Origin of the sequence: Nonomuraea sp. B10E15, from assembly GCF_039871615.1 — a bacterium.
Lineage (GTDB): Bacteria > Actinomycetota > Actinomycetes > Streptosporangiales > Streptosporangiaceae > Nonomuraea.
In genome coordinates, this window is sequence record NZ_JBDPMB010000007.1 from 88618 (window position 1) to 112577 (window position 23960).

Consider the following 23960-nt stretch of genomic DNA (forward strand, 5'->3'; position numbering starts at 1 on the left):
CGCGACTACCGTCCGCTATCGGTCTGGAGATGTCAACCCAGGGCCGCGGCCAGCTCGGCCGCCGCCGCCACCACCCGCGGCCCCGTGGACACCTCCAGCGGCCCGAACGTCACCACCCCCACCGACGCCTCAAGCCAGGGCAGCCCGGTGACGGGCGCGGCGACACCCCGCGCACCCTCCTGCAACTGCCCTTCCGTGACGAAATAGTCGTCGCCGCCCTCGCGCAGCCCCAGGATCGCCCGCCCCGCCGCGCCTTTCGCCAGCGGATGGCGCGAGCCCTCGCGGTAGGCCACGTGCATGTCGGTCCAGGACGGCTCCACCACCGCCACCGCCAGCCCGTCGTCGCCCTCGGCCACGGTCAGGTGCGCGGTCGCGCCCACCTCCTCGGCCAGCCGCCGCAGCGCCGGCATCGCCGCCGCCCGCAGCAGCGGCTGCACGGCCTGCGCCAGCACCAGCACCCCGAACCCCAGATGCACCCGGCCGCCGGCGTCCCTGCGGACGAACCCCTCGTTCATCAGCGTCGTCAGCAGCCGGTAGACCACGGGACGGCTCAGCGACAGCTCGGCGCTCAGCTCGGTCGGCGTGCGGCCGTTCTTGCCGTCGGCGAGCAGGCGCAGCAGGCGCAGCCCGCGCTCCAGGGTCTGGGCGGATTCAGCGGCCATGCGACCGATTATCCAGCGAGGGAGCGGGGGAGCGGGGCGACCAGGCCGGTGACGTAGCGCGGTTACACGGGTACGTATCGCACGGGAAGAACCTGGGGGTGACGATGCGGCACAGGTCGCTGCTTCTGATTGCCGGTCTGACCATGTGCGCGCTGACCCCCGCGGCGCCGACGCTCACCGGCCCCGTGTCCACCGTGTCCACCAGCACCTCGTACGACCGGGCCGGCGGGAGCCTGGTCGAGGACACCTTCCACCTCACCCGGGGCATCGAGGTGCGCCGGCGCCTGCTGCCCACCGCCGGGGGCGTCACGTTCCGCCCCGGCCACGTCGCGGTCGGGGTCCGGGTCGACGCGAGCGGCCTGCTGCACGGCACGCCGCAGCGCTCCGGCACCTTCGTCGCCCCCGTCGGGATCTGCTCGGAAGGGTCGTGCCGGGAGCAGGAGCTGACCCTCGTGGTGCTCGGCTACGAGCCGTGGGAGCCGCGTGACCTGACCTTTCCCGGCAAGGTGGGAGTTCCGCTCGACGGCGAGATCGGCGTCGAGGGCGGCCCGGCCGGCGTGCTCCCGACGTTCACGGTGACCGACCAGGCCAGGCTGCCCGCGGGCGTGAGCATCGGGCCCGACGGCCAGGTGGGCGGCGTCCCCGCGGCTCCGGGCGTCTTCGAGGTCCCGGTGCGGATCTGCGTGGCGGGCAACTGCGCCGGCGTGGTGGTCCGGATCATCGTCGGCTGAGCCTTGCGGGCACGTGCCTTTTGCGGTCACCTGGTGTCATGAAATCGGTCATCGTGGTCGGAGCGGGCATATGGGGGTCATCGCTGGCGTTGCGGCTGGCCGAAACCGGCTGGCAGGTGACGCTCGTCGAGCAGCACAGGCCGGGGCACGTCCGGCAGTCCAGCGCCGGTGAGACCCGGCTCCTGCGCTGCTCGCACGGCGACGACGCCTGGTACGCCCAGCTCGCCTGGCAGGCCAGGGACGGCTGGCGCAGGCTGGAGGAACGGGCCGGCGAGGAGCTGTACCACGAGGCCGGCATGGTCTGGTTCGCGAGGACGCCCGACGGGTGGGAGCACAAGAGCGCTCAGGCGCTGAAAAATCTGGACATCCCGTGTGAGGTGCTGGACCCGTCCGACGGCGGCCGCTTCTTCCCCGACCTGCGCGCCGACGACCTCAGCTTCCTGCTCTGGGAGCCGTACGCGGGCGTGCTGAGGGCCAGGCGGGCGACCCAGGTGACCGCCGGCCTGGCGGTGGCGTCCGGGGTCCGGCTGGTCAGGGCGCGGGCGGTGCCCGTAGGGGGCGGCACAGCGGGGGGCACAGCCGGCGACGCGGCGCCGTACCAGGCCGCGGTCGAGATCGACGGCGAGGTGCGGCACGCCGACCGGGTGGTGTGGGCGTGCGGCGCGTGGTTGCCCGCGCTCTTCGACGACGTGCCGGTTACCGTGACGAAGCAGGACACTCTGCACTTCGCGGTGCCGTCCGCGTGGTCCGTCCCCGAGACGCCCGCCTGGGTGGACCACGGGGCCTCCGCCTACGGTCACGGCGACGTGGACGGGGTGGGGATGAAGGCCACCTCCGACGCGGAAGGGGAGCCGTACGATCCGGAGCACGGCTCGCGGGAGGTGGACGCGGCCGGCGTCGAGCGGGCACGCGCGTACCTCCGGCGCAGGTTCCCCTCGCTGGCGCAGGCGCCGGTGCTGTTCAGCCAGGTGTGCCAGTACGCGCTCACGCCGGACGCCGAGTGGATCGTCAACGAGGTGTCGCCGGGGGTGTGGCTGTTCGGCGGGGACTCGGGGCACGGGTTCAAGCACGCGCCCGCGCTGGCCGGCTACGTGGCGGGCGTGCTCGACGGCCACCACGCGCCCGAGCCGCGCTTCGGGCTGCACGAGCGGATCCCGTCGCGCGGGCTGAGGACCAGCGGCAACGTCCTGTAGGGCCGGGCGTGGTAGGGCCTGCCTCACCGGCGATTCGGGGGACGGCGGGCATGATCGCACCGTCGTGCGGACGGCCGCCACGCTCTGGCTGGCGGCGGTGGCGCTGGGCGCGTTCTGGCCGGGACGCTGGGCGTGTTCGGTACGATCTCGCTCGTGATCGAACCGGTCGAATGGCTGCTCGCGGGCGGCTCGATCAGCCAGGCCGTGGCCGGGATGGACCTGATGGGCGTGGTAGGGGCCGCCGCGAGGATCCTCCACCTGGGGGCTGTGATCGGCGCGCTGGCCCTGATGTTCCAGCCGCGGGCCAACGCCTATTTCCGGGCCTCTCTCCGGTCAGGGTGAGGCCGGCTCCAGCGGCGCCTTCGGCTCCGGGGCGCGCAGGTTGCGCACCCCTGGGGAGAGCAGCGCCGCCAGCGTCGACAGCACGACGATGACCGCGCACCCCAGCAACGCCGCCTCGATGCCGAACAGGCTCGCCGCCGGCCCCGCCAGCAACAGGCCGAGCGGGCCGAACATCAGGGACCCGAGCATGTCGTACGAGCTGACCCGCGACAGCGACTCGGCCGGGATCTCGCGCTGCATCGTGGTCATCCACAACACGCCGAACACGTCGAAACACACGCCGAGCACGAACGCCCCGGCCACGATGCCCCAGAGCGGGGCGTCGAGCCCGAGCAGCGCGGTCGGCAGCGCGGTCGGCAGGCAGAGCAGCACGGCCACCAGGATCGGCCGCTTCGGCCGCAACCGCAGCGACACCAGCACCCCGACGATCGTGCCCACGGCCTCGCCCGCCAGGAACGCCGACCATGCCGCGGGACCGCCCAGGCTCTCCTTGGCCAGCAGCGGGCCGAGCACCCCGTGCGAGGCCTGAATGGCCATGATCATCAGCGAGAACTGCGCGACCACCACCCAGATCCACTGCCGCGAGCTGAACTCCCGCCACCCGTCACGCAGGTCGGCCAGCACCGAGTGCCGCTCGCCCCTCGGGCGCTCGCCCGGCTTCATGCGCAGCAGCGCGACCAGCACGCCGGCCACCGCGAACATCGCGCCGCTCACCGCCAGCGCCCAGCCGCCGCCGAACAACACCACGGCGCCGCCGCCCAGCACCGCGCCTGCCACGCGGGAGACGTTCATGCCGAGGCCGAGCAGCGCGTTGCCGGTCTGCAGACGGTCCTCAGGCACGACCTCGGGGATGATGCCGGTCAGCGCGGGGAACGCGACGGCCGTGGCCACGCCGCTCAGCGCCGCCGCCGCGCTCAGCGCGGGCAGCGGGGTCCAGCCGGTGAGCATCATCACCGCCAGCGCGAAGAAACCCGCGGCCATCAGGAACTCGGCGGCCGTCAGCACCCGATTCCGCGGCAGCCGGTCCGCGATGACGCCGCCTACCAGGGTGAACACGACCATCGGCAGCGCCTCGGCGGTGAGCACGACCGACAACGTCGAGGCGGTGGCGCCGGGCAGGTTGAGCACGCCGAACGCCAGGGCCACCGGCGCGAACGCGCTGCCCAGCACGGAGATCGTCCGCGCGGCCAGCAGCAGCGCGAACCGGCGGTCGCGGAGCAGCCCGAGATCGTTCATGAAACTGTGCACCCGCGGCCCCCTGTAAAGGTCAAACCCCACCATTCTCCAGGGGCGTCCCGCTGTTGTCGCGCGAATATTTCTTGTCACGCCGGTGACAAGAGCAACCCCCGGAATGTGCCGGCGGCGGGCAAGAATCGAGCCTGCCCGTCCCGTAATTTGCTAGGTCCCTGCAGTCGGCGACGGGATCGGGCCATGCGGTACACGCGGATCGCCCGCGTGCTGCTACTTCTGAGCCTGGTGGGGGCGGTCCTCGCCGTCCCACTGGGGCTGGAGCTGTTCGGGCGGATGACGGGCGGCGCCGAGGACCCGCCGTCCGGCTCGGCGACCGCCGCCCGCTGGGGCGAGCAGTGGTACGCCGCCCCCGACGTGGTGGTCCTCTACCGGCACCCGTCGGTCAAGGTGCGCGATCCCCGGTACAAGAAGGCGGTGCACGACTCGCTGCGGCGGCTGCCGGCGGCGCACGTGAGCGGGCTGGCCACGTACTGGACGACCGGGTCGAAGGCGATGGTGTCCGGCGACGGGCACGCGACGTACGCGCTGGTCACCCTCCGGGACGGCGCCGAGCTGGAACGCTACGCGGCGATCGCGGACCGGCTCAGGAGCGTCCAGAACCTGCACGTCGGGGTCGGCGGGCCGGTGCCGCTGCTGGCGGAGCGCAACGCGCGGGCCGCCGCCGACCTGGCCCGCGCCGCGGCCGTCGCCGCGCCGGTGCTCCTCGCGCTGCTCGTCCTGGTCTCAGGGAGCCTGGTGGCAGCCGCGGTGCCGGTGCTCGCCGGGCTGCTCGCCGTCGGGGGCACGGTGATGCTGCTGCGGCTGCTCACCGAGGTGGTCGAGATCTCCATCACCTCGCTGTACGCCGCCGCCGTGCTCGGGTTCGCGCTGGCCGCCGGGTACGCCGTGTTCATGGTCAAGGCGTTCACGGACACGCTCGGGACCGGGGGCCCGCCCGGCGGCGAGGTGTCCTGCGAACGGGCTCTGGGCGCGGCCGGACGTACCGTGGCCCTGTCCGGGACGGCGGTGGCCGTGTCCCTGCTCGGGCTGCTGCTGTTCCCGAGGGCGTCCCTGAGCGCGTTCGGGCCCGTGGCGGCGGCCGTGGCGCTCCTCGCCACCGGCGTCGCGCTGGTCGTGCCCGCCGCCCTGCTCGGGGTGCTCGGCCGGGGCGTGGCCGCGTTGCGGATCGTCCCCGGACTCTGGTGGCGGCCACGCCCGGTCGTGCCGCACCTGGTCGCGACGGCCGCCGTGCTGGCGGCGCTGGCGGTGCCGTACGCGCAGGCTCAGCTCGGCGGCGTGGACCGTCGTGCGCTGCCCGCCGGCGCGGAGAGCCGCAGGGTCGCCGAGATCGTCGAGCGGGGTTTCCCCGGGAACCCGCTCGGGGCGCTCGACGTGCACGTCCTCGTCGAGCGCTCCTTCTCGGGCGAGCCCCGCGAACCCGGGCCGCTCGGGCAGGGCCACACGCCGATCAGCGCCGTCACGCGGGTGACCGCCTCCGACGTACGGTCCCTCGCCCGCCGTCTCGAACGGCTGCCGCACGTCACGGGGGTCTCCGTGGCCGGGCTCTCCCAGGAGCACGGCGCGGTCCGCCTGTCCGTCCACCACGCCCTCGACCCCGTGTCCGCCGCCGCGGGGGAACTGGTCGCCTCGATCAGGTCGGCGGATCCGGGGCCCAAGGTGCGCGAGGTGGTGGCCGGCGGTCCTGCGGCGGCTCGTACGGACCTGCTGGCGGCTTACGCGGGGTCGCTGCCGTGGGCGGCGCTGGTGGTCTGCACGCTGCCGTACGCCCTCCTGGCCCTCACCCGTCTCCGCCGCCGCTCAGCGCTCCTGACGCGCCCTTCCCGAGCGCCCGCCCGCCCCTCCGCTCCTCCGGCCGCCCCTTCCACGGCGGCCGCCCGCCCTTCCGCTCGTCGGACGCGCCCCTTCGAGGAGCCGACCCGCCCCCCCGGGGCGCCGGCTGTCGCGCCTCGGCCGGTCGGCGCCGGAAGGGAAAGGCGGGACGGGTCGGCGGATCTGCCGGTCGTATGGTTCGGGAGCGGCGCAGGGATGCTGCCGGTGACCGTGAAGGGCCGCCCGGCGGTCTTCGGGGCGGACACCGATCCGGTGCCGCTTGCCCAGGAGGATCGCGAGCTGTCGGAGCGGCCCGCATGGGTCAGGGTGACGGCCGGGCGTACGAGGGTGGTCCGGGCCACCCGAGACGGATGGACGTGGGCCGAGGTGGAGGAGTGACCCAGGTGAACATGACGGAAACACCTACTTCGCGTCGGCATAGCCGTGAAGTAAAGGCATAGATTTCATTGAACGTTGTTGATCGTCCGGATATTGTGCGAATGCCCACGATCACCCCCCTGGAAGTAAGGTGCCATGCGACTGCGGCAGCTCTTCGTCATCGGACTGGCCCTCTCCCTTTTGGGCATCGGCGTTCCCGCGTGGTCGGAGGACGACCCGAGGAGCTGCAACGACCTCCTCTCCGAGGACACCCCCGCGTACGTCGTGTGCCGGTGGATGGCCACCCCGGAAGAGGCCGCCGACATCGCGAAGTTCTGGCTCGACAACGACGGCGAGCACATGGTCGAGGCCGGCCCGATGGACCCGGTCACGGTCGACTGCACCCAGGCGGGCAACGAGTGCGCGACGGACTCGGAGGGTGACGGCGAGGTGCACGACGCCGGCTCGCCGGACGTCCCGGGCGCCGAGGACGGCGGCACGCCCGAGTGCCAGAACGGCGAGCAGTGCTACGTCGACGGCAGCGGCATCACCCCCGAGCAGAAGGCCGCCGCCAAGCAGACCCCGGCGGGCCAGGCCGCGCAGACCGTCTCCCAGACGAACATGCGGATCTGGATCGACACCGAGCTCGCCGACGACTACAAGGCGGGCAAGCTCGCCGAGGCCGCCAAGAAGGTCGCCGCGCTGGCCGCCGCCCAGCCGGGGGTGGTGGGTGTCAGGTTCACCTCGAAGCTCGGCGCCGACAACCAGGCGTTCGGCACTGCCGACGAGCTGGACGCGTTCGTCAGCGAGGCCACGACCACGCTGCGCGGGCTGCTCCCGGGCAAGAAGCTGGCCGCGCACACGGTGGTGCCTCTCTTCGGCTGCGGCTCGAACGACGCCTGCAAGGCCGAGATGACCAAGAAGTATCCGCTGCTCGACCCGGAGCGCATCGGCGGCTGGCTCGCCAAGGGCCTCATCGACCAGCTCGCCCTGGACAGCGGCCACCTGGCCACGGAGTACGCCACCTGGAAGATCGACGCCGCCGAGGCCCAGCGTAACCAGTGGATCCAGGTCAGGGCCCGCGCCTGGGACGCCTACGGCCAGATCGCCGCCGAGGACGCCTCCTTCGCCGCCGCCGGCAGCGCCCAGCTGAACGAAGAGCAGGCCACCCAGGCCATCACCGACCGCATCGCCGCCCCGCTGCAGGACGACGCCGCGGAGACGGTCACCCTGTGGACCCGCTGGCAGGACGACCAGGGCCAGGTCAACCGCGTGTACGGCGAGAAGTGGGCCGCCAACACCACCTGGGATCAGCTCAAGAAGCTGGGCACGGTCCGCGCCCGCCTGGCCACCGTCTACGACCCGGCCAACCCCGAGGTGGACATGGTCACGGACCTGAAGAACCTGTCCGAGGTCTTCGGCCAGATCTACCTGCACGCCGCCTGATCGTCCGACCGGGAAGCCGGGCATCGCCTCCCTGAGGCGGTGCCCGGCTTTCTGTCCTGGGTGCACATTCCGGATGTCCAGGGGCTGGTTTCGGTATGTTACGAACCTTGAACCACCCAAACCCCGACAGAAGGGAACGGCACGTGTCGGACGACGCCGGCCTTAAGGCGCTCCGCGAGGCGGCGCGTCTATCACCGGACAACCTTCCGCTGCGCCGGCACCTCGCCGGTCAGCTCCTCGCCGGCGGCTACCTCACCGACGCCGAGGCCGAGTTCCGCGGGGCGCTCGCGCTCGCCCCGAGGGACGCCGAGCTCACGGCCGGGCTGGCGGAGGCGTTCATCAGGCAGAGCGCCCACGGGGCCGCTCTGGCCGCGCTGGAGCCGCTGCTCGACACGCCCGGCCACCCGCCCGTACTCGGGGTGCTGGCGGCCAGGGCGCTGCTCGGCGAGGGCGACACCGCGCAGGCGGCCCGCCGCTACCAGGAGGCGGTTGCCCGCGACCCGTCCGTGGGCGACGCCGCCCTCGCCGCCCGCCTGGCGCCCCCGCCCCCACCCCAGCCGCAGGCGGCGCCCCCGGCCCCGCCGTACGCCGCACCCCATGCCGGGCCTCACGCCGCACCTGCCCCCGCCTACCACGCGCCCTCCCCGGGACCCGCGGACCGGGCCACCGCCGAGGTCGAGCACTCCCAGGTGAGTTTCGCCGACGTGGCGGGAATGGAGGCGGTCAAGGAGGCGCTGCGCGTCAAGCTGCTGCTCCCGCTCCAGCAGCCGGAGATGTTCGCCGCGTTCGGCAAGCGCGCGGGTGGCGGCGTGCTGCTGTACGGCCCTCCCGGCGCGGGCAAGACCCACCTCGCCAGGGCCGCCGCCGGGGAGCTCGGCGCGAAGTTCGTCAACGTCGGCCTGGCCGACATCCTGGACATGTACATCGGTTCCAGCGAGCGCAACCTGCGGGCCACGTTCGACCTGGCCCGGCGCAACCGGCCGTGCGTGCTCTTCTTCGACGAGGTCGACGCGCTGGCCGCCCGCCGCTCCGACATGCGCCAGGCGCACACGCGGCAGCTGGTCAACCAGTTCCTGGCCGAGCTCGACGGCGTGGACGAGCACGCCAACGAGGGCGTCCTCGTGCTGGCGGCCACCAACGCCCCCTGGTACGTGGACCCGGCCTTCCGCCGGCCCGGCCGCTTCGACCAGCCAGTGCTCGTCCCACCGCCGGACGCCGCGGCCCGCGCGGCCATCCTGCGCATCCTGTGCCGTGACAAGCCCCTGGCCGAGATGGACTACGACGCGGTCGCCCGGGTCACCGACCACTTCGTCGGCGCCGACCTCAAGGGCCTGGTGGACCGGGCGGTGGAGGCCAAGCTGCGGCAGTCGATCAGCGCCGGCCGTCCCATACCGCTGACGACGCCCGACCTGCTGGCCGCCGCGCAGACCGTCCGCCCCGCGGCGGTGCACGAGTGGATGGCCACGGCGCGCAACTACGTCATGCACGCGAACGACTCGGGCGCGTGGGACGAGCTGCTGCCCTGGGTCAAAGGCAAGCGGTGACGACCACGGGCGACCCCCTGGAGCGGGCGCGGACCCTGCTGCGGCTGCGCAGGCCCGCCGACGCCGAGCGCGAGCTGCGAGGGGTGCTCGCCCAGCAGCCGCAGTACGCCACCGCGCACGCCTTCCTGGCCCTCGCCCTGGTGCTGCAGGGCAACGCGGCCGAGGCCGTCGAGGAGTCCGACGAGGCGGTACGCCTCGCGCCCGACCACTGGTTCACCCACTACGCGGCCGCGCAGGTGCACCACCGGGCCCGCCGCCCCGCCGCCGCGCTGGCCGCCGCCACCACCGCGCTGCGGCTCAATCCCGAGCATCCGCCGATCTGGAACCAGCTCGCCCGTACGCACCTGCTGGCCGGCCAGCGGCGTGAGGCGGCCGAGGCGGCGCGGCGCGGGCTGGCCATCGACCCGGAGGACTGCGACCTGGTGAGCCTGCTGGCGGTGGCCTGCACGGTGCTCGGGGACGCGCAGCAGGCCAGGGCCGCCGCCGCGCACGCCGTACGGCTGGATCCGGAGAGCGCCATCGCGCACCTCGCCTACGGCCGCGCGGAGCTGGCCTTCGGCGAGCCCCGGCAGGCCGCGGAGGCCTTCCGCGAGGTGCTCCGCCTGGATCCCGGCTACGGCCAGGCCCGGGACCTGCTGGTGACGGCGCTCAAACAGCGCAACCCCCTGTACCGGTGGTTGTCGGGGGTGCGTGGCAGGTACCGTGGCAGGTGGTGGCTGGTGTTCCTCCTGCCCACGATCCCGCCGGTCATCCTGGTCTTCGTCGTCGTGGCGCTGCTGCACTGGGCGGCCTGGGTCGCCGAGGCGGTCACGACGCTGCGGCTGGCCCGTGGCAGGACCACCCAGCTGCTCTTCGAGGCCGTCGAGTCCCGCATGGCGGTGCTCTGCTGCGGCCTGGTGGCCGTGGGCGCGGTGGTGCTCGGGCTCGGGATCGTGTTCGGCAGCGAGCTGCTTGGCATGGTGGGTGTCGGGGCCATGGCCATGGTCACCCCCGCTCAGGAGGCCGCGCACACCGGCTCGGAGCGCCGGCGCATGATTCTCTACGCCTGGGCGGTCCTGCTCGCCGGGGCCGTCGTCGTGTCGGCGTTCTTCGCCGTGGCGGGCGTGGCGCTGCTCAGCGTGTACGCCTGCCTGGCCACGGTCTGGGTGGCGGCCGGCGTACGCGGCAGGCCCGAGCTCCTCTGACTAGAGGAGGGTCCCGCCGGACACCTCGAACGCGGCCAGCGCCTTGCCGATCGCGTCCAGCGTGTCCGGGTGGAGGGTGAGGTCGGCCGCCGCCAGGTTCTCCTCGATGTGGGCGGGGGTGCGGCTGCCCGGGATGGTCACCACGTGCTCGTCCTGGTGCAGGAGCCAGGCCAGGGCCAGCTGGGCGGGGGTGACGCCGAGCTGGGCGGCCATGGCCCTGATCGGGGCGTAGCGGTCGTTGTTGCTCGCCAGGTTGCCCGCGTCGAAGCGCGGGGCGTTGTGGCGGAAGTCGTCCTCGCCGAGCGACTGGACCGTGCCCGTCAGGAAGCCGCTGCCGAGAGGGCTCCACGCCACGATGCCCACGCCCAGCTCGCGTGCGGTGGCCAGGAGGTCCGGGTCCACGTGCCGCCACATCGACCACTCGTTCTGCACGGCCGACACCGGGTGGACGGCGTGCGCCGCGCGCAGCTGGGCGGCCGTCACGTTGGACAGGCCGACATGCCTGATCAACCCGTCGCGCACCAGGCCGGCCATCGCGCCGACGGTCTCCTCGATCGGCACGCCGGGGTCGGGGTAGTGCGCGTAGTAGAGGTCGATCACGTCCGTGCCGAGGTTGCGCAGGCTGCGCTCGGCGTAGCGGCGCACCAGGCGCGGCTCGGCGTTCACCCGGAGCTCGTTGAAGGCGTAGCCGACCGGGTGCGCCCTGCTGGGCTCGCCCTCCGGGATCGCCAGGCCGAACTTGGTCGCGACCACCACCTCGTCGCGGCGCCCCTTGATCGCGCGGCCCACGAGTCGCTCGTTGTGTCCGTCCGGGCCGTAGGCGTCGCTGGTGTCCACGTGGGTGCCGCCCGCGTCCAGCGCCGTCCTGAGCGCCGTCTCGGCACGGTCGTCGTCGATGTCGCCGTACATGCCGGGGGAGAGCACCATGGCGCCGAAGCCGATGGCGGGCACCTGCAGGTTTCCAAGAGTGCGGGTCTTCATGACCGCCAGCCTGCCGGGCGGCTGGGACGCAGGTCCAAGACTCTTTGCTATAACCAGTGGCTATGGAGGTGCATCTGCGGGAGTTGCGCTACTTCGTGGCGGTGGCCGAGGAGCTCAACGTGACGCGGGCCGCCGAGCGGCTGTTCGTCTCCCAGCCGGCCCTGTCCAAGCAGCTCAGGGTGCTGGAGCGGCAGCTCGGGTTCGGGCTGTTCGAGCGGGTGCCCAGCGGGATGGCGCTGACCAGGCAGGGCGAGGCGCTGCTTCCGGTCGCCCGCGACCTGCTCGGACGGTGGGCCGCCGGCGTGGCGGAGGCGCGCGCCGCTGCGCCGCCGGGGACGCTGGTGATCGGCATGCAGACGGCCGTGGGCAGAGGGCTGCATCAGGCGGCCCTGCGCCGCTTCCGCGAGCGGCTGCCGGGCTGGGAGGTCGCGCTGCGACTGGTCGGATGGGACGACCCCAGCGGCGGCCTGGCCGACGGGAGCTCCGACGTGGCGTTCATCTGGCTGCCGGTGCCGCCGGGGGTGCGGACGTACGTGGTGGCCACGGAAAGGCGTGGGGTGGCCATGCCGGCCGATCACCGGCTCGCCGGGCTGGCGGAGGTGCCGTTCCCGGCTCTGCGCGGCGAGCCGTTCATCGCGCTGCCCGCGGTGGCGGGGCCGCTGCGCGACTTCTGGCTCGGGCTCGACGCGCGCGACGACGAGCCGGTCGTCGGGGTCATCGCCAACACGCCCGAGGAGGTGTTCGAGGCCGTGACCGGCGGGCTGGGCGTGGTGCTCGTGGCCGAGGGCAACGCCGAGCTCTACAGCAGGCCGGGGCTGGCCTACCGGCCGGTCGCCGGGCTGCCTCCAGGCGAACTCGCCATCGCGTGGCGAGAAGGCGACAGGAGACCGCAAGTCACGGCATTCATCGACGCACTACGACAAGTCGCTACTAAGGTCTGACGCGACAGCGGATCCCGGCAGAAGGGCGACCCATGAGCGACTACGCGACCACCTTCGAACTGATCGACGCCGACAAGGACGGGCGCATCTCCGCCGTCGAGCTCGTACGGCTGATGGAGGTGCTCGGCCGGCCGGTGACGCTGGAGGCCGCGCAGGCCGGTGTGCGGCAGCTCGACAAGGACGGCGACGGCCTGATCGACGTGGAGGAGTTCGCCGCCTTCCTCCAGAAGTGATAACAAACAAGCTCTTGCTACACATCTCTTGTCGCCTGGGTCACAATGGGTGTCAGGAGGGACGATGGTCATCAAGAGTGACAGCAGCGAAAGCCGTACCACCGCGGACATCGCGAAAGCGCTCAGGCCGGGGATCGGGCGGGTCTCCGACGAGGTGATCGAGGAGATCCAGACCCGGATCCCCGAATACGCGAGGCCGTCGGACGAGCTCTACATCAAGGTCATCAGGATCGCGGTCGAGCAGGCCGTCGAGGGTTTCCTCGACCGCGTCGAGGACCCGGACGCCCCGTGGGACCCCGAGCCGTTCCGCATGATCGGCAGGGGAGAGGCGGCCGAGGGCCGCAACCTGGAGCCGCTGCAGGCGGCGATGCGGCTCGGCGCCAGAGTGGGCTGGCGGCGGCTGACCGAGCTCGCCGGTCCGTGCGCGCTGTCCCCGCAGAACCTGTACGACCTGGGCGAAGCCATCTTCGTCCACCTCGACCAGCTCGCCGACGCGGCGGCCGAGGGCTTCGCCGAGGCCAGGTCACACGCCGCCGGCGAGACCGAGCGCCGCCGCGCCCGCCTGCTCGACCTCCTGCTCAGCCGGCCGCCCGCCAGCGCCGAGGCCATCGCCGACCTCGCCAGGGCCGCCGGGTGGCGGCTGCCGAGGACGGTGGCCTGCGTGGCGCTCGACGACGGGCTCGGCCCGTGCCCCGCGCTCGCGTTCCCCTCCGACGTGCTCACCGCCATGGACCGGCCGGAGCCGTGCCTGCTGGCGCCCGATCCCAACGGCCCCGGCCAGGCCAGGATGCTCGACCAGGCCCTGCGCGGGCGCCGGGCCGCCATCGGCCCCGCCGTGCCCCTGACCGCCGCCGCGACGTCGTTGCGGTGGGCCAGGCAGGCGCTCGGCCTGTCGCGCCGCGGCGTCCTGCCCGGCGGGCTGGTGCGGTGTGCCGACCACATGGCCACGCTGGTGGTCTTCAAGGACGAGGAGCTCGTCAGCGCGCTGGCCGAGGTGCGGCTGGCGCCCCTGGCCCACCTGCGGCCCACCCAGCAGGACCGGCTGGCGGAGACGCTGCTCGCCTGGCTGCGGCACGGCAGGGGCGCCGGCGAGGTGGCCGCCCGGCTGCACGTGCACCCGCAGACCGTGCGCTACCGGCTGCGGCAGCTCGAAGAGCTCTACGGCGACCAGCTCACCGACCCCGACATCCGCTTCGAGCTGGAGATCGCCCTCAGGGCCCGGCAGGCGGTCAGGGCCTGACTAGTGGACGGCCCGTCTCGACGGGTACCACGCGCCGCCGACGGGCTCGCCGGCCATGTTCCAGCTCCACGAGACGGTCGGCGTGATGCGTGCGTAGAGGCCGGGGCCGACCATCCCCATCCGCTCCACCGGCCGCTCGGCCTCGCCGTAGACGCGCACGCCGCGGGCGACGAACGGGTCGAACGACACCATGTCGTCCACGACCAGGGCCACCTTGAGGTGCCCCGCCTCGAGGTTGCGGAACTTCCGGGTGCGCAGGACGTCCTGGCCCGAGCCGCCGACCCAGAAGCACGTCCCGTCGAACTCGAAGGCGACCGGCACCACGTCCGGCTGATCGTCGCGCGACAGGGTCGCGAGCCGGGCGAGCGGCTGGGACCGCAGGTAGGCGATCTCCTCGTCGGTGAAAGACATGTGCGTCCTTCCTTTCCGTACACGTTTCCTTCCCCTACACGAACGGCGGCCGCCCGGATCGACGCCGTAGCGGGGTGGTCACCGGAGATTCGGCCCTCTTCGACGCGATCCAAGGTCATCGGCCGCGGGCCACGACTACCATGGCGCCATGGTGGGCGAGCAGAGGTGGCGGGCCCGGCTGTTATGGCTGTCCATGGTGCTCCTGCCTGTCGTGGTGTCCGTGGCCGCCAACCAGGTGCTCAACGACGGCGTGTGGAGCGCCCCTTGGACCGCCGGCACCATCGTGGCGGCGGTGCTGGCCGGCCTCGTCGCCGAACGGGCCGGGCGCGTGCTCGCCCCCGCCCCCGGGACCGTCACCGATACGATGCGGGAGCTCGCCCAGCTGGTCCACGACCGGTGGAGCGACGAGGTGGTGACGCGTTCCCTGGGAGATCCACCCATCCCGATCTCCTGGCACATGACCCGCCGGACCAAACTCATGGATCACCCGCACCTGATCGCCGACCGCGAGCCGGCGGTGTCGGGCCGATCCGACGACATCGCCGCGCTCGCCGTCGCCTTCCGCGCGCTGCGCCGGCGCCGCCTGGTCATCACCGGAGGCCCGGGCACGGGCAAGACCACCCTGGCCATCCAATTGATGCTGGAACTGATCCGCACGCGTGCCGACGACGACCCGGTCCCGGTGCTCCTGCCCGTCGCCGACTGGGACATCGAGGCCCACCCCCGCTTCCAGGACTGGGTGGCCGAGCGCGTGCGCACCGACTACGCCGCCCTGCGCACGCCGGGCAGGCGGCAGGACGGCGCCGACGTCCTGGCGGCCCGTGGCGCGATCCTGGCCGTTCTCGACGGTCTCGACGAGCTGCCTGAGCCCGCCCGCGCCAAGGTGATCGAGAAACTGTCCGAAACGCTCATGGAACGCGATCAGGTGATCATCACGTCGCGTACCACCGAATACGGAAACGCGGTCACCGCCGCACGGCGCCCGCTCAAGGCCACCGCCGTCATCGCGCCCAAGGCGCTGCACCCCGACATCGTGGCGGACTTCCTGAGCGCCCACCTGCCCGCGCTGTCCTCGTCCCCGGAGTGGACCAAGGTCCTGCGCGCCCTCAGGGAGGGCGCCGCGCCGGCGCTGGCCGGGGTCACCTCCACCGCCCTGGGGCTGTGGCTGGTCCGGGCCGTCTACATCGACCAGCCGGACGCCGACCCGGCTCCGCTGGTCACCGAGTACGCCGACGACGTGCAGGCCCTGCGCGCCCACCTGCTCGACAACCTCCTCGGCGCGCTGCTGAACGCACGCGCCACGATCAGGCCCGCAACCTGGGACCCGGCCGGCCTCACCGAGTGGACGAAACGGCTGGCACGCCTGCAGGCCGGATCCGGCGGGCACGACCTGGCCTGGTGGCGGCTGACCGACCAGGCGCTGCCCGCCTCCCGGGTACGGCGCGCGCTCGCCCGTACCTGGATCGGCTGGTTGAGCGGTCTGGCGTTCGCGATCCCCGCAGCGTTGACCGCCACGCTGACCTACGGGCCGGTCTTCGGCTCCGCCTTCGGCATCTGCTTCGGCCTGTCCGCGGTGGAGGCCGCCCGCACCCCCGACTTCGCTCCGCTGCGCGTACGGCAACGGCTGCGTGACTTCACCGGTGGACTGGTGTCCGACGCGCGGATGATGCTGTTCCTCCTGCCGGCGGGCATCGGCCTGCCTGCGGTCGTCTACAACACGTGGGCGCACGGCTGGAAGATGGGACTGGCCTCCCTTTTCGCGGCGCTCGGCATCGGGTGGGTGACCGTGCGGGTCCTGCAGCAGCGGGACAAGACGCCCGCCCGGGCGGACGAGAACCGGCTCCCGCCGTTCACCGCGGCACTCACCCCCCAGTCCACCTGGCGGGTCAACCGAAGCCTCGTGGGTGTGCAACTGATGAACGCCCTGCTCCTCGGAGCGATCGTCGGCTTCGCCGTCGACTTCATGAACGAGGCGTCCATCGTGCCGCCCTCCTCGTCCGCATCCGTGCACGCGGGGATGGGCATCGTCTTCGGCATAGCGTTCGGCCTGGTGAACAAGCGCCAGCACATGTGGCTGATGTCCACCATCGCCCTGGCACACCTCGGGCCCTCGCGCCGGCTGCCGTTCCGCTTGATGCGCTTCCTGCATGATCTGCACCAGCTGGGCGTGCTGCGGACCGTCGGGCCCTTCTACCAGTTCCGCCACTCCGAACTGCAGGCTCATCTGGCCGCTGACCCGGCACGGGGGTGAGCGCTCGTCGGGGTTCGTGACTCCGCGGCCGCCGGGGGTAGCGGGCTTGGATGCGACTGACGTACACCTCCGAGTCTTCGCGCACCGGTGCGACGCCGGCGGGGCGACGATGGTGATCGTGCACAACCTCGGCGACACGGCGTGCGACGTGGAGCTGACGCTGCCGGGGCTGGAGGGCTCCCGGCTCACCGACCTGCTGGTGGACGGCACGCTCGAGGTCTCGGGGGAGGGCACGGTGCGGGTGGCGCTCGACCCGCACGGCTGCCGCTGGTTGCGGGCCTTCGCTCCGGGAGCGTCGCCGGAGAACGCCTCGGCCAAGGCCATGTGAGCCGCCGGGCCGGCCCCGCTGACGGTCACAGGTAGGACGGCCCGGTGACCCGGTGCCGGAACGTCCACCACACCCATGCCTGCGCCGCCACGAGCAGCGGCATCATGGTGAGCACGACAGGCACCAGCACCACGCCCGCGCTGCCCGGATCCAGCGGGAGCCGCAGCCCGGCCAGCACCCCGACCGTGACCAGCGCAGCCGAGGTCAGCGCGTACGTGCGCGCCTCCCCGGCCCCGCCGGACAACACGGCCGCCCGCGCCCGGAGCCCGCCGCGGAGCCGCAGCGACGCGAAGGCCATGCCGTGCGTGCCGAACAGCGCGGCCACCACCAGCGCCGGCAACAGCGCGAACGGCCCGGTGATGCCGAGCAGCACGTGCCCGAGCAGCAGGCCCCAGCTCAGCGCCAGCCCCCAGCTGCCGGCGACGATCGCGCCGTCCCAGAACGCCTGCCAGCGCGCCCCCGGCACGCGCCCCCGCAGCCACAGGCCCATGTCGCGGACCACCCACGCCAGCAGCAGCACCACGACCACCGTGTGGTTGCCGCTCAGCAGCTCGCCCTCCAGCTCGGGGAAGAGCCCCGCGAGCACGCCCGCCGTGGCCACCAGCCACACCTCGTTGCCGAGGAAGAACGGCGCGATCGCGGCGATCACCTCGCGCCGTTCCGCCGCGGATCTGCCCAGGTACGGCAGCGCCATGCCGACCCCGATGTCGGCGCCGGCCAGCACCAGGTAGCCCAGCGCGAAGAAGGCCAGGATGAAGATCTCCATGACGGCTCCTCAGAAGGTAGGGGCGGGAACGGGCGCCTCGATCGGGCGGTCGCCGAGCAGCACGGCGTCCGGCCCGCGCCGGGCGTGCCGCGCCAGCAGCCAGTAGTTGACGGCGATCAGCACGGCGAACACCGTGAGGAAGGCGACCACGGAGAACCGCATCTGCCCGGCCGACACCGGAGACATCGCCTCCGACGTCCTCAGCAGCCCGTACACCGTCCACGGCTGGCGTCCGAACTCGCGGAAGGCCCAGCCGGCGAGCATGGCGAGGAACGGGACGGGGATCATCAGCGTCATCAGCCAGTGCCAGAGCCTGAACCCGCGTACGACCGGACGGAAGAGCATCAGCAGGCAGCTCAGCCCCGCGAAGAACATCATCAGCGCGAACAGCAGCATCATCGTCGTGCCGCTCGTCTGCACCCACTCCACCGGAGGCAGGTAGTCGCCGGGCCCGTGCGCGGCCACCATCTCCGCCTGGGCTTCCGCGAGCCGCGAGTCGTCGCCCGACCAGGCCGCCAGCTTGGCCGGCTGCATCGTCTCGAAGCCCAGCCCGCCGAACGTCGCGGTGACGAAGACGGCCGGCAGCGCCACCCCCATCCCGATCCGCAGCGACTTGCGGAAGACGTCCTGCTCGGCGGTGCGCCTGCGCAGGTGGTACGCGCTCACCCCGGCCATGAAGAACCCGCCGACGACCATCCCGGCGCTGACGACGTGCCAGAACGCCACCTGCGCCGCCGGGTTGGCCACCATCGCCCCGAAGTCCGCCAGCCGCATCCTGCCGCCCTCCAGCACGTGGCCCACCGGGTTCTGCAGGAAACCGTTCGCCACCATGATCCAGAAAGCCGACGCGTACGCGGTCAGCGTCACGACCCAGATCAGCGCCAGGTGCGCCCACCGGTTCAGCTTGTTCCAGCCGAAGATCCACAATCCCAGGAACGTGGACTCGATGAAGAACGCCACCAGCGTCTCGATCGCCAGAGCCGAGCCGAACACGTCACCCGCGTACTCCGTCAGCCCGCTCCAGGACAGCCCGAGCTGGAACTCCATCACCAGGCCGGTGACGATGCCCATCGCGTAGTTGATGATGTAGAGCTGGCCCCAGAACCGCGTCATCCGCAGGTGTACAGGGCTGTTGCCGAAGGTGGCCCGCGTCTGGACGACCGCCAGCAGGGTCGCCAGGCCGAGGGTCAGCGCCACGAAGAGGAAGTGCGAGCCCGCGGTGATCGCGAACTGCAGGCGGGCGAGGTCAACGGTGTCCATGCCGAAAGCCTGCGCGTACGGCCTGGGCGGCGGCGTCATGCTGCGGCGGGCACCTGGTTTACACCCCGGGTCGCATGGACCCGCCGGGCGTACCCCTCAGGGCGTAAGCCACCTCCGCCGCTCCGGGGCATGCGAGATGTCCCCAGGGTCAGGAGGTGAGCCAGCCCGGGGTGATCATGCCGGCTTCGTACGCGATGATGACGAGCTGGGCCCTGTCGCGTACGGACAGCTTGGTCATGATGCGGCTGACGTGCGTCTTCGCCGTGGCGGGGCTGAGCACGAGCCGGGCGGCGATCTCGTCGTTGGACAGCCCGGCCGCCACCAGCCCCATGACCTCGCGCTCGCGATCGGTGAGCGCGTTGAGCTCGGGGCCGGGCTCGGGGCGCTTGACCCGGCCGGCGAACTCGGCGATCAGCCGCCGCGTGATGGACGGTGCGATCAGCGCGTCGCCCCTGGCCACGACCCGGACGGCGTGGATCAGCTCGGCCGGCTCGGTGTCCTTGACGAGGAAGCCGCTCGCGCCGGCCCGCAGCGCGCCGTAGACGTAGTCGTCCAGGTCGAACGTGGTCAGGATGATCACCTTGACGCCTTCGAGCCGGGGGTCGCCGGCGATCCGGCGGGTGGCTTCCAGGCCGTCGAGTTCGGGCATGCGGATGTCCATGAGGACCACGTCGGGCTGGAGCTCGCGGGCGCCATGGACGGCCGCCGTGCCGTTGGGCGCCTCGCCCACGACCTCGATGTCGTCCTCGTCGCTGAGTATCGACCGGAACCCGGCACGCACCAGGGTCTGGTCGTCGGCGAGCAGCACGCGGATCATCACAGCCCCTTCGCCGGCAGCCGGGCGAGGACGCGGAAGCCGCCTTCGGATCGTGGCCCCGCCTCCAGGGTGCCGCCCAGCACGGTCGCGCGCTCGCGCATGCCCGTCAGGCCGAAGCCGCTGCCACCGTCGTAGGAGGCGCCCGGCCCGTCATCCTCCACGCAGATCTCGATCTTTCCGAATCTATTGATGATCTTCAATTTTGCCTCGTTCGTGCCTGAATGGCGGGATACGTTCGTCAGGGCTTCCCTGACGATGCGGGCGGCCGCCAGGTCGACCTCGGTCGGGAGCGCGTCGAGCGGCCCGGACAGCTCGGTGCGTACCTTCAGCCCGGACGCCTCGACCAGCGCGTCCACCCGCGCCAGGCTGTCGGCCGGCGCGGTCGGCGCGTCCTCGTCGACCTGGCGCAGCACGCCCAGGGTGGTGCGCAGCTCGCGCAGCGTCTCCTTGCTGGTGTCCTTGATCGTCCGCAGTGCCGTCTCGGCGTCCTCGGGCCGCTTCCTCAGCCCGTGCAGCGCCGCCGCGGCCTGCACGTTGATCATGGAGATGTTGTGGCCGAGCACGTCGTGCAGCTCTCTGGCGATGCGCAGGCGTTCTTCTCCCGCCCGCCGCCTGGCCTCCTCGTCCTTGCTGCGCAGGGCGTCGAGCGCGTGCCGGCGCGCCTCCATGAGGTAGGCGCGCCGGTTGCGGGTGACGCCGCCGAAGGCGATGGCCGCCACCACCCATCCGGTGATCATCAGGAACGCGCCGTCGTCCACGTGCCTGACCCCGCCGGTCTCGCCGAGCCCCATGCCGAGCAGCGCCGCCGCCCCCGCGACGATGGCCGCGGTGAGATGCCCCTTGTCCGCGGCGGTGTAGAGGGCGAACAGCGGCAGCGCGATGAGCGGCCCGTCTGCCGACGCCCACGGGTAGTAGGCGCCCGTCGCCGCGATCACGATGATCAGCGCCGCGACGGGGTAACGTTCCCGCAGCAGCAGGCCGGCCGAGGCGATGACCGGCAGCACGACGTCGGAAGCGTTGAGCCGGCCGGAGCCGCTCAGCAGCAGGGTGAGGACGACTCCTGCCAGCACCGCGGCGATCATGGCGAGCGACACGAGTGTGCTCTTCGACGGCCTCCGCATGGCTTCCATTCTGTACGTCCACGTCAAAGCCGGGTAATCGCCGCCGTTCCTGTGGGTAGAGCCGGTGAATGAGCACTAAGGACGAGCTCCGGCAGGTCGAAGAGGATCTGGCCCGGTTGCGCGCCGAGAACCAGGACATCCGCGACCAGATCCGCGACATGGGCGCGACCGACCAGGTGGAGATCTCCGCCATGATCAGCCAGGCGGACGAGCAGGTCGAGCTCATCGCCGGGCTCGAACGCCGCCGCGACAACCTGCGCAGGCGGCTGGAGGAGGGCGAGGGCTGACCGGGCGCCCTCTCCGGGCGCCCGGCCGGTCATCGCAGCGCGGCCCCGACCTCGTGCAGGTGCCGAAGCGCCTGCCCGTACGACGTGACGAGCCCGGTCTGCAGGTAGTCGACGCCGATCTCGGCGCAGTACGCCTGGACGATCGGCTGCGCCCTGCGCAGGTTGGGCGCCGGCATGTTCGGGAACAGATGGTGCTCGATCTGGTAGTTGAGCTGGCCGAGTGCCACGTCGGTGAACCAGCCGCCCTTGACGTTGCGCGAGGTCAGCACCTGCTTGCGGAGGAAGTCGAGCTTGTCCTCCTTGGTCAGCACGGGCATGCCCTTGTGGTTGGGCGCGAACGAGAGGCCCAGATAGATCCCGAACAGCCCCTGGTGCACGATCAGGAACGCCAGCGCCTTGCCGAGCGGCAGGACGGTGAAGACCAGGCCGAAATAGAGCACGAAGTGCACGACGATCAGGCTGAGCTCGGTCGTACGCCGCTTGGCGCCCGGCTTGAGCAGCGCCTTGACGCTGGCCACGTGCAGGTGCCAGGCCTCCAGGGTGAGCAGCGGAAGAAACCAGAAAGCCTGATATTTCGCCACAAAACGGGGAAGGCCGCTGCTTTTGGCGACCTGGTCCTCCGACCAGACGATCACGGCGGGCGACACGTCCGGATCGTGGTCCTCGTGGTTGGGGTTGGCGTGGTGCCGGTTGTGCTTGCTGGTCCACCATCCCCAGCCGAGCCCGAGGCCGAAATTGCCGATCACCAGCCCGGCGACGTCGCTCGGTCGCCGCTTCTTGAAGACCTGCCGGTGCCCGAGGTCGTGGGCGAGAAAGCCGAGTTGCGCGAAGACCACGGCCATCGCGGCCGCGACCAGAAGCTGCAACCAGGAGTCGCCCACCCAGGCGAACAGTGCCCAGCAGCCGAGATAGATCACGGCTGCGATGCTCATCCTGACGGCGTAATAAAGGGGACGCCGGTCAAGGAGACCCGCGTCCATGATCCGATGGGCGAGTCGGGCGAAATCGCTGCCCCGAGTGTCGAGCGTGCCAGGACTGACCACAGGTCTCCTTACCTCGCGGTGCAAGTTGCCTAAACCATCGCGCATCCGCCGCCAAACCGGAAGCGTGACGTTGCCGTAGCCTGGAGAGGTGATCTACGCCACTGCGCCACTGACCCCCGCAATACGCGAAGCCGTGGCCCTGACCTGGGGCTTAACCGGTGAGGGCGAGCGGCTGCACGGTGGCGAGGAGTCCGCCGCCTACCGCCTCGACGGCCATGTGATCAGGGTCGGCCCCGCCGGGCGCGACCCCGCCGAATCCGAGTGGTGCCACGCGATCGCCAGGCATGCCGCCGCCACGCTGCGGGAGGCGCTCGCCCCCGTTCCCACCCCCGGCGGGACGACGGTCATCACGGTCGAGGGCCGCCCGATCTCCTGCTGGCCGCACGTCGACGGGGCCTGGCCCGACTCCGGGGTGCCCGCGCAGCGCGTGGCCGGCGCCCGCCTGCTGGCCCGGCTGCACCGGTCGCTGGCCGGCTGCCGGCCCGGCCCGCGCCCGGTGCCCGCCTTTCAGGAGTCCGGCCTGTACGGCGACCCGCCCCACGACGCCGCCGGGCTGGACGACCCGCAGCTCGACCGCTGGCTGGCGGGCTTCCACGCCCGGCATCCGCTGCGCCACCCGCTGCACGGCGACTTCTACGCCGGCAACACGCTCGCCAGAGACGGCACGATCGTGGCGGTGCTCGACTGGGACGAGTGCTTCGTCGGGGCACCCGAGATCGACCTGGCGGCGGCCGCGCTCGAATGGGGAGACGACCTGGCGGGTCCGAGCAAGGAGTTCGTCGACGCCTACCACGAGGCGGGCGGCACGGCCTCCCGGCTCGACGGGGAGTCGCTGGCCCAGCTCGTCCGCCACAAACTGCGCAGGGAGTACGCCTACTTCCACAAGGCCGCCCGCTCCGGGGTCGAGCACGACCAGGACGATCTCGACTACCACCGCGCCAGGGTCGAGCTGTTCCACCGCCTGCGCCCCTGACAGCGGCGGGCTCAAGGGCCCAGCCGCTCCCGCAGCAGCTCGACGGACAGGTGTGGCACCGTGGCCTCGCCGAACTCCGGCAGCCCCACGACCAGCTCGCCCTCGGCGATCCGCAGCCCTGCCCGCTCCGAATAGCCCCTGCTGCGCCGCGGCCCGATGGTGTAGAACGTGCCGGTGCCGTAGTCGATCCGCACGCTCTCCAGCGATGGCCGCGCGCTGGCCAGGCACGCTCCCATGGGCAGCCCCAGGTCGGTCCATGACGTCCTCGTGTGGGCGTGGCCCGCCACGACGAGCGCGGGCTCGACGCGCGCCTCCAGCACCCCCCGCGCCATCGAGGCGTCCCGCTGCGACCAGTCGCCGGTGAACATCCCCCCGTCGAAGAGCGTGACCCGCAGCCCCGGGATCGCCATGAACGTCGCGAAGTGCCCGGCCGTCACGCGCCCGTCGCCGATCCACCACAGCGGATGGTCGAGCCCCGTCCCGCTGCTGAGAAAGGCGTTGAGCTGCGGTTGCAGGCCGGCCGGCCATTCCAGGGCCAGATCGGTCAGGCCGAGGGCCCGCATGAGACCGAGGATGATCAGCGGGTTCTCCTTGACGCCGTGCATCTCGCCGAGCAGCAGCAGCCCGGCCTCGTCGATCGAGCGCCTGGCCCGGTCGAGCGCGGGGGTGTCGACGGCCAGCTCGTACGCGTCCGTGTCGAACTCGGTCACGGCCTTCAGCAGGCCTTCCAGCGTGTCGATGCCGGGCATGCCTCCACATTCCGCGCAC

General features: G+C 72.3%; 24 protein-coding genes. 14 read left to right on the plus strand and 10 right to left on the minus strand.

The genetic code is table 11. The annotated features are described in order from the left end of the window. Positions 1-32: 32 nt before the first annotated feature. Positions 33-662: a helix-turn-helix domain-containing protein gene (locus tag ABGB14_RS21695; protein WP_347645624.1), complete on the minus strand. Its 630-nt coding sequence runs from the start codon at positions 660-662 to the stop codon at positions 33-35. A 98-nt stretch (positions 663-760) separates the two neighbouring features. Between ABGB14_RS21695 and ABGB14_RS21700 the strand changes: the two genes are divergently transcribed. The 3 genes from ABGB14_RS21700 to ABGB14_RS21710 all read left to right on the plus strand — a co-directional run bounded on the left by ABGB14_RS21700 (position 761) and on the right by ABGB14_RS21710 (position 2928). Continuing rightward, positions 761-1393 carry a hypothetical protein gene (locus tag ABGB14_RS21700; protein ID WP_347645625.1) on the plus strand — a complete coding sequence of 211 codons (633 nt, stop codon included), beginning with the start codon at positions 761-763 and terminating at the stop codon, positions 1391-1393. Positions 1394-1431: 38 nt separating this feature from the next. Beyond that, positions 1432-2586, plus strand: a complete 1155-nt coding sequence (locus tag ABGB14_RS21705) for an FAD-dependent oxidoreductase (RefSeq protein ID WP_347645626.1) — start codon at positions 1432-1434, stop codon at positions 2584-2586. A 153-nt stretch (positions 2587-2739) separates the two neighbouring features. Then, entirely contained in the window at positions 2740-2928 is a 189-nt protein-coding gene (locus tag ABGB14_RS21710) for a hypothetical protein (RefSeq protein ID WP_347645627.1), read from the plus strand. On the opposite strand, the gene ABGB14_RS21715 is transcribed toward ABGB14_RS21710, so the two are convergent. Beyond that, positions 2920-4164 carry an MFS transporter gene (locus tag ABGB14_RS21715; protein ID WP_347645628.1) on the minus strand — a complete coding sequence of 415 codons (1245 nt, stop codon included), beginning with the start codon at positions 4162-4164 and terminating at the stop codon, positions 2920-2922. The genes ABGB14_RS21710 and ABGB14_RS21715 overlap by 9 nt on opposite strands. A gap of 195 nt (positions 4165-4359) precedes the next feature. Between ABGB14_RS21715 and ABGB14_RS21720 the strand changes: the two genes are divergently transcribed. From ABGB14_RS21720 to ABGB14_RS21735, 4 genes are all read left to right on the plus strand, one after another. Further along, complete coding sequence (locus tag ABGB14_RS21720) at positions 4360-6387, plus strand: MMPL family transporter (protein ID WP_347645629.1); 2028 nt, start codon at positions 4360-4362, stop codon at positions 6385-6387. Between the two features lie 135 nt (positions 6388-6522). Beyond that, positions 6523-7812 (plus strand): hypothetical protein, encoded by a 1290-nt coding sequence (locus ABGB14_RS21725; RefSeq protein WP_347645630.1) that lies wholly within the window; start codon positions 6523-6525, stop codon positions 7810-7812. A gap of 143 nt (positions 7813-7955) precedes the next feature. Beyond that, complete coding sequence (locus tag ABGB14_RS21730) at positions 7956-9356, plus strand: ATP-binding protein (protein WP_347645631.1); 1401 nt, start codon at positions 7956-7958, stop codon at positions 9354-9356. Next, entirely contained in the window at positions 9353-10540 is a 1188-nt protein-coding gene (locus ABGB14_RS21735; RefSeq protein WP_347645632.1) for a tetratricopeptide repeat protein, read from the plus strand. Before ABGB14_RS21730 ends, ABGB14_RS21735 begins: the two co-directional genes overlap by 4 nt. Here the strand turns inward: ABGB14_RS21735 and ABGB14_RS21740 are convergent, their stop codons facing one another. After that, complete coding sequence (locus ABGB14_RS21740) at positions 10541-11521, minus strand: aldo/keto reductase (protein WP_347645633.1); 981 nt, start codon at positions 11519-11521, stop codon at positions 10541-10543. Positions 11522-11583: 62 nt separating this feature from the next. Here ABGB14_RS21740 and ABGB14_RS21745 point away from each other — a divergent pair, with 62 nt between their 5' ends. The 3 genes from ABGB14_RS21745 to ABGB14_RS21755 all read left to right on the plus strand — a co-directional run bounded on the left by ABGB14_RS21745 (position 11584) and on the right by ABGB14_RS21755 (position 13935). Next, positions 11584-12462: a LysR family transcriptional regulator gene (locus ABGB14_RS21745; RefSeq protein ID WP_347645634.1), complete on the plus strand. Its 879-nt coding sequence runs from the start codon at positions 11584-11586 to the stop codon at positions 12460-12462. Between the two features lie 32 nt (positions 12463-12494). Further along, the gene (locus ABGB14_RS21750) at positions 12495-12695 is read left to right on the plus strand and encodes an EF-hand domain-containing protein (RefSeq protein ID WP_347645635.1); all 201 of its coding nucleotides are present in this window, start codon (positions 12495-12497) and stop codon (positions 12693-12695) included. Positions 12696-12759: 64 nt separating this feature from the next. After that, entirely contained in the window at positions 12760-13935 is a 1176-nt protein-coding gene (locus tag ABGB14_RS21755; protein ID WP_347645636.1) for a helix-turn-helix domain-containing protein, read from the plus strand. On the opposite strand, the gene ABGB14_RS21760 is transcribed toward ABGB14_RS21755, so the two are convergent. Next, complete coding sequence (locus tag ABGB14_RS21760) at positions 13936-14346, minus strand: PPOX class F420-dependent oxidoreductase (protein WP_347645637.1); 411 nt, start codon at positions 14344-14346, stop codon at positions 13936-13938. It abuts the gene before it with no gap. Positions 14347-14494: 148 nt separating this feature from the next. Between ABGB14_RS21760 and ABGB14_RS21765 the strand changes: the two genes are divergently transcribed. Beyond that, on the plus strand, positions 14495-16597 hold the full coding sequence (locus tag ABGB14_RS21765; protein WP_347645638.1) for an NACHT domain-containing protein: 2103 nt from the start codon (positions 14495-14497) through the stop codon (positions 16595-16597). A gap of 46 nt (positions 16598-16643) precedes the next feature. Next, a complete protein-coding gene (locus ABGB14_RS21770) occupies positions 16644-16925 on the plus strand; it encodes an alpha-glucosidase C-terminal domain-containing protein (protein ID WP_347645639.1) in 282 nt (93 codons plus the stop codon). Between the two features lie 25 nt (positions 16926-16950). On the opposite strand, the gene ABGB14_RS21775 is transcribed toward ABGB14_RS21770, so the two are convergent. The 4 genes from ABGB14_RS21775 to ABGB14_RS21790 all read right to left on the minus strand — a co-directional run bounded on the left by ABGB14_RS21775 (position 16951) and on the right by ABGB14_RS21790 (position 20889). Continuing rightward, positions 16951-17691 (minus strand): cytochrome d ubiquinol oxidase subunit II, encoded by a 741-nt coding sequence (locus ABGB14_RS21775; RefSeq protein ID WP_347645640.1) that lies wholly within the window; start codon positions 17689-17691, stop codon positions 16951-16953. Positions 17692-17700: 9 nt separating this feature from the next. Further along, the gene (locus ABGB14_RS21780) at positions 17701-18951 is read right to left on the minus strand and encodes a cytochrome ubiquinol oxidase subunit I (protein WP_347645641.1); all 1251 of its coding nucleotides are present in this window, start codon (positions 18949-18951) and stop codon (positions 17701-17703) included. Between the two features lie 148 nt (positions 18952-19099). Then, positions 19100-19768: a response regulator transcription factor gene (locus ABGB14_RS21785; protein WP_347645642.1), complete on the minus strand. Its 669-nt coding sequence runs from the start codon at positions 19766-19768 to the stop codon at positions 19100-19102. Next, positions 19768-20889, minus strand: coding sequence for a sensor histidine kinase (locus tag ABGB14_RS21790; protein ID WP_347645643.1), 1122 nt, complete (start codon positions 20887-20889; stop codon positions 19768-19770). Before ABGB14_RS21790 ends, ABGB14_RS21785 begins: the two co-directional genes overlap by 1 nt. Before the next feature lie 68 nt (positions 20890-20957). Here ABGB14_RS21790 and ABGB14_RS21795 point away from each other — a divergent pair, with 68 nt between their 5' ends. Next, on the plus strand, positions 20958-21176 hold the full coding sequence (locus ABGB14_RS21795; RefSeq protein ID WP_347645644.1) for a hypothetical protein: 219 nt from the start codon (positions 20958-20960) through the stop codon (positions 21174-21176). A 29-nt stretch (positions 21177-21205) separates the two neighbouring features. Here the strand turns inward: ABGB14_RS21795 and ABGB14_RS21800 are convergent, their stop codons facing one another. Then, the gene (locus tag ABGB14_RS21800; protein WP_347645645.1) at positions 21206-22108 is read right to left on the minus strand and encodes an acyl-CoA desaturase; all 903 of its coding nucleotides are present in this window, start codon (positions 22106-22108) and stop codon (positions 21206-21208) included. 199 nt (positions 22109-22307) lie between these two features. On the opposite strand from ABGB14_RS21800, the gene ABGB14_RS21805 reads away from it, so the two are divergent. Continuing rightward, entirely contained in the window at positions 22308-23192 is an 885-nt protein-coding gene (locus ABGB14_RS21805; protein ID WP_347645646.1) for a phosphotransferase, read from the plus strand. An 11-nt stretch (positions 23193-23203) separates the two neighbouring features. Here the strand turns inward: ABGB14_RS21805 and ABGB14_RS21810 are convergent, their stop codons facing one another. Continuing rightward, positions 23204-23941: a hypothetical protein gene (locus ABGB14_RS21810; protein ID WP_347645647.1), complete on the minus strand. Its 738-nt coding sequence runs from the start codon at positions 23939-23941 to the stop codon at positions 23204-23206. Positions 23942-23960 lie beyond the last annotated feature (19 nt).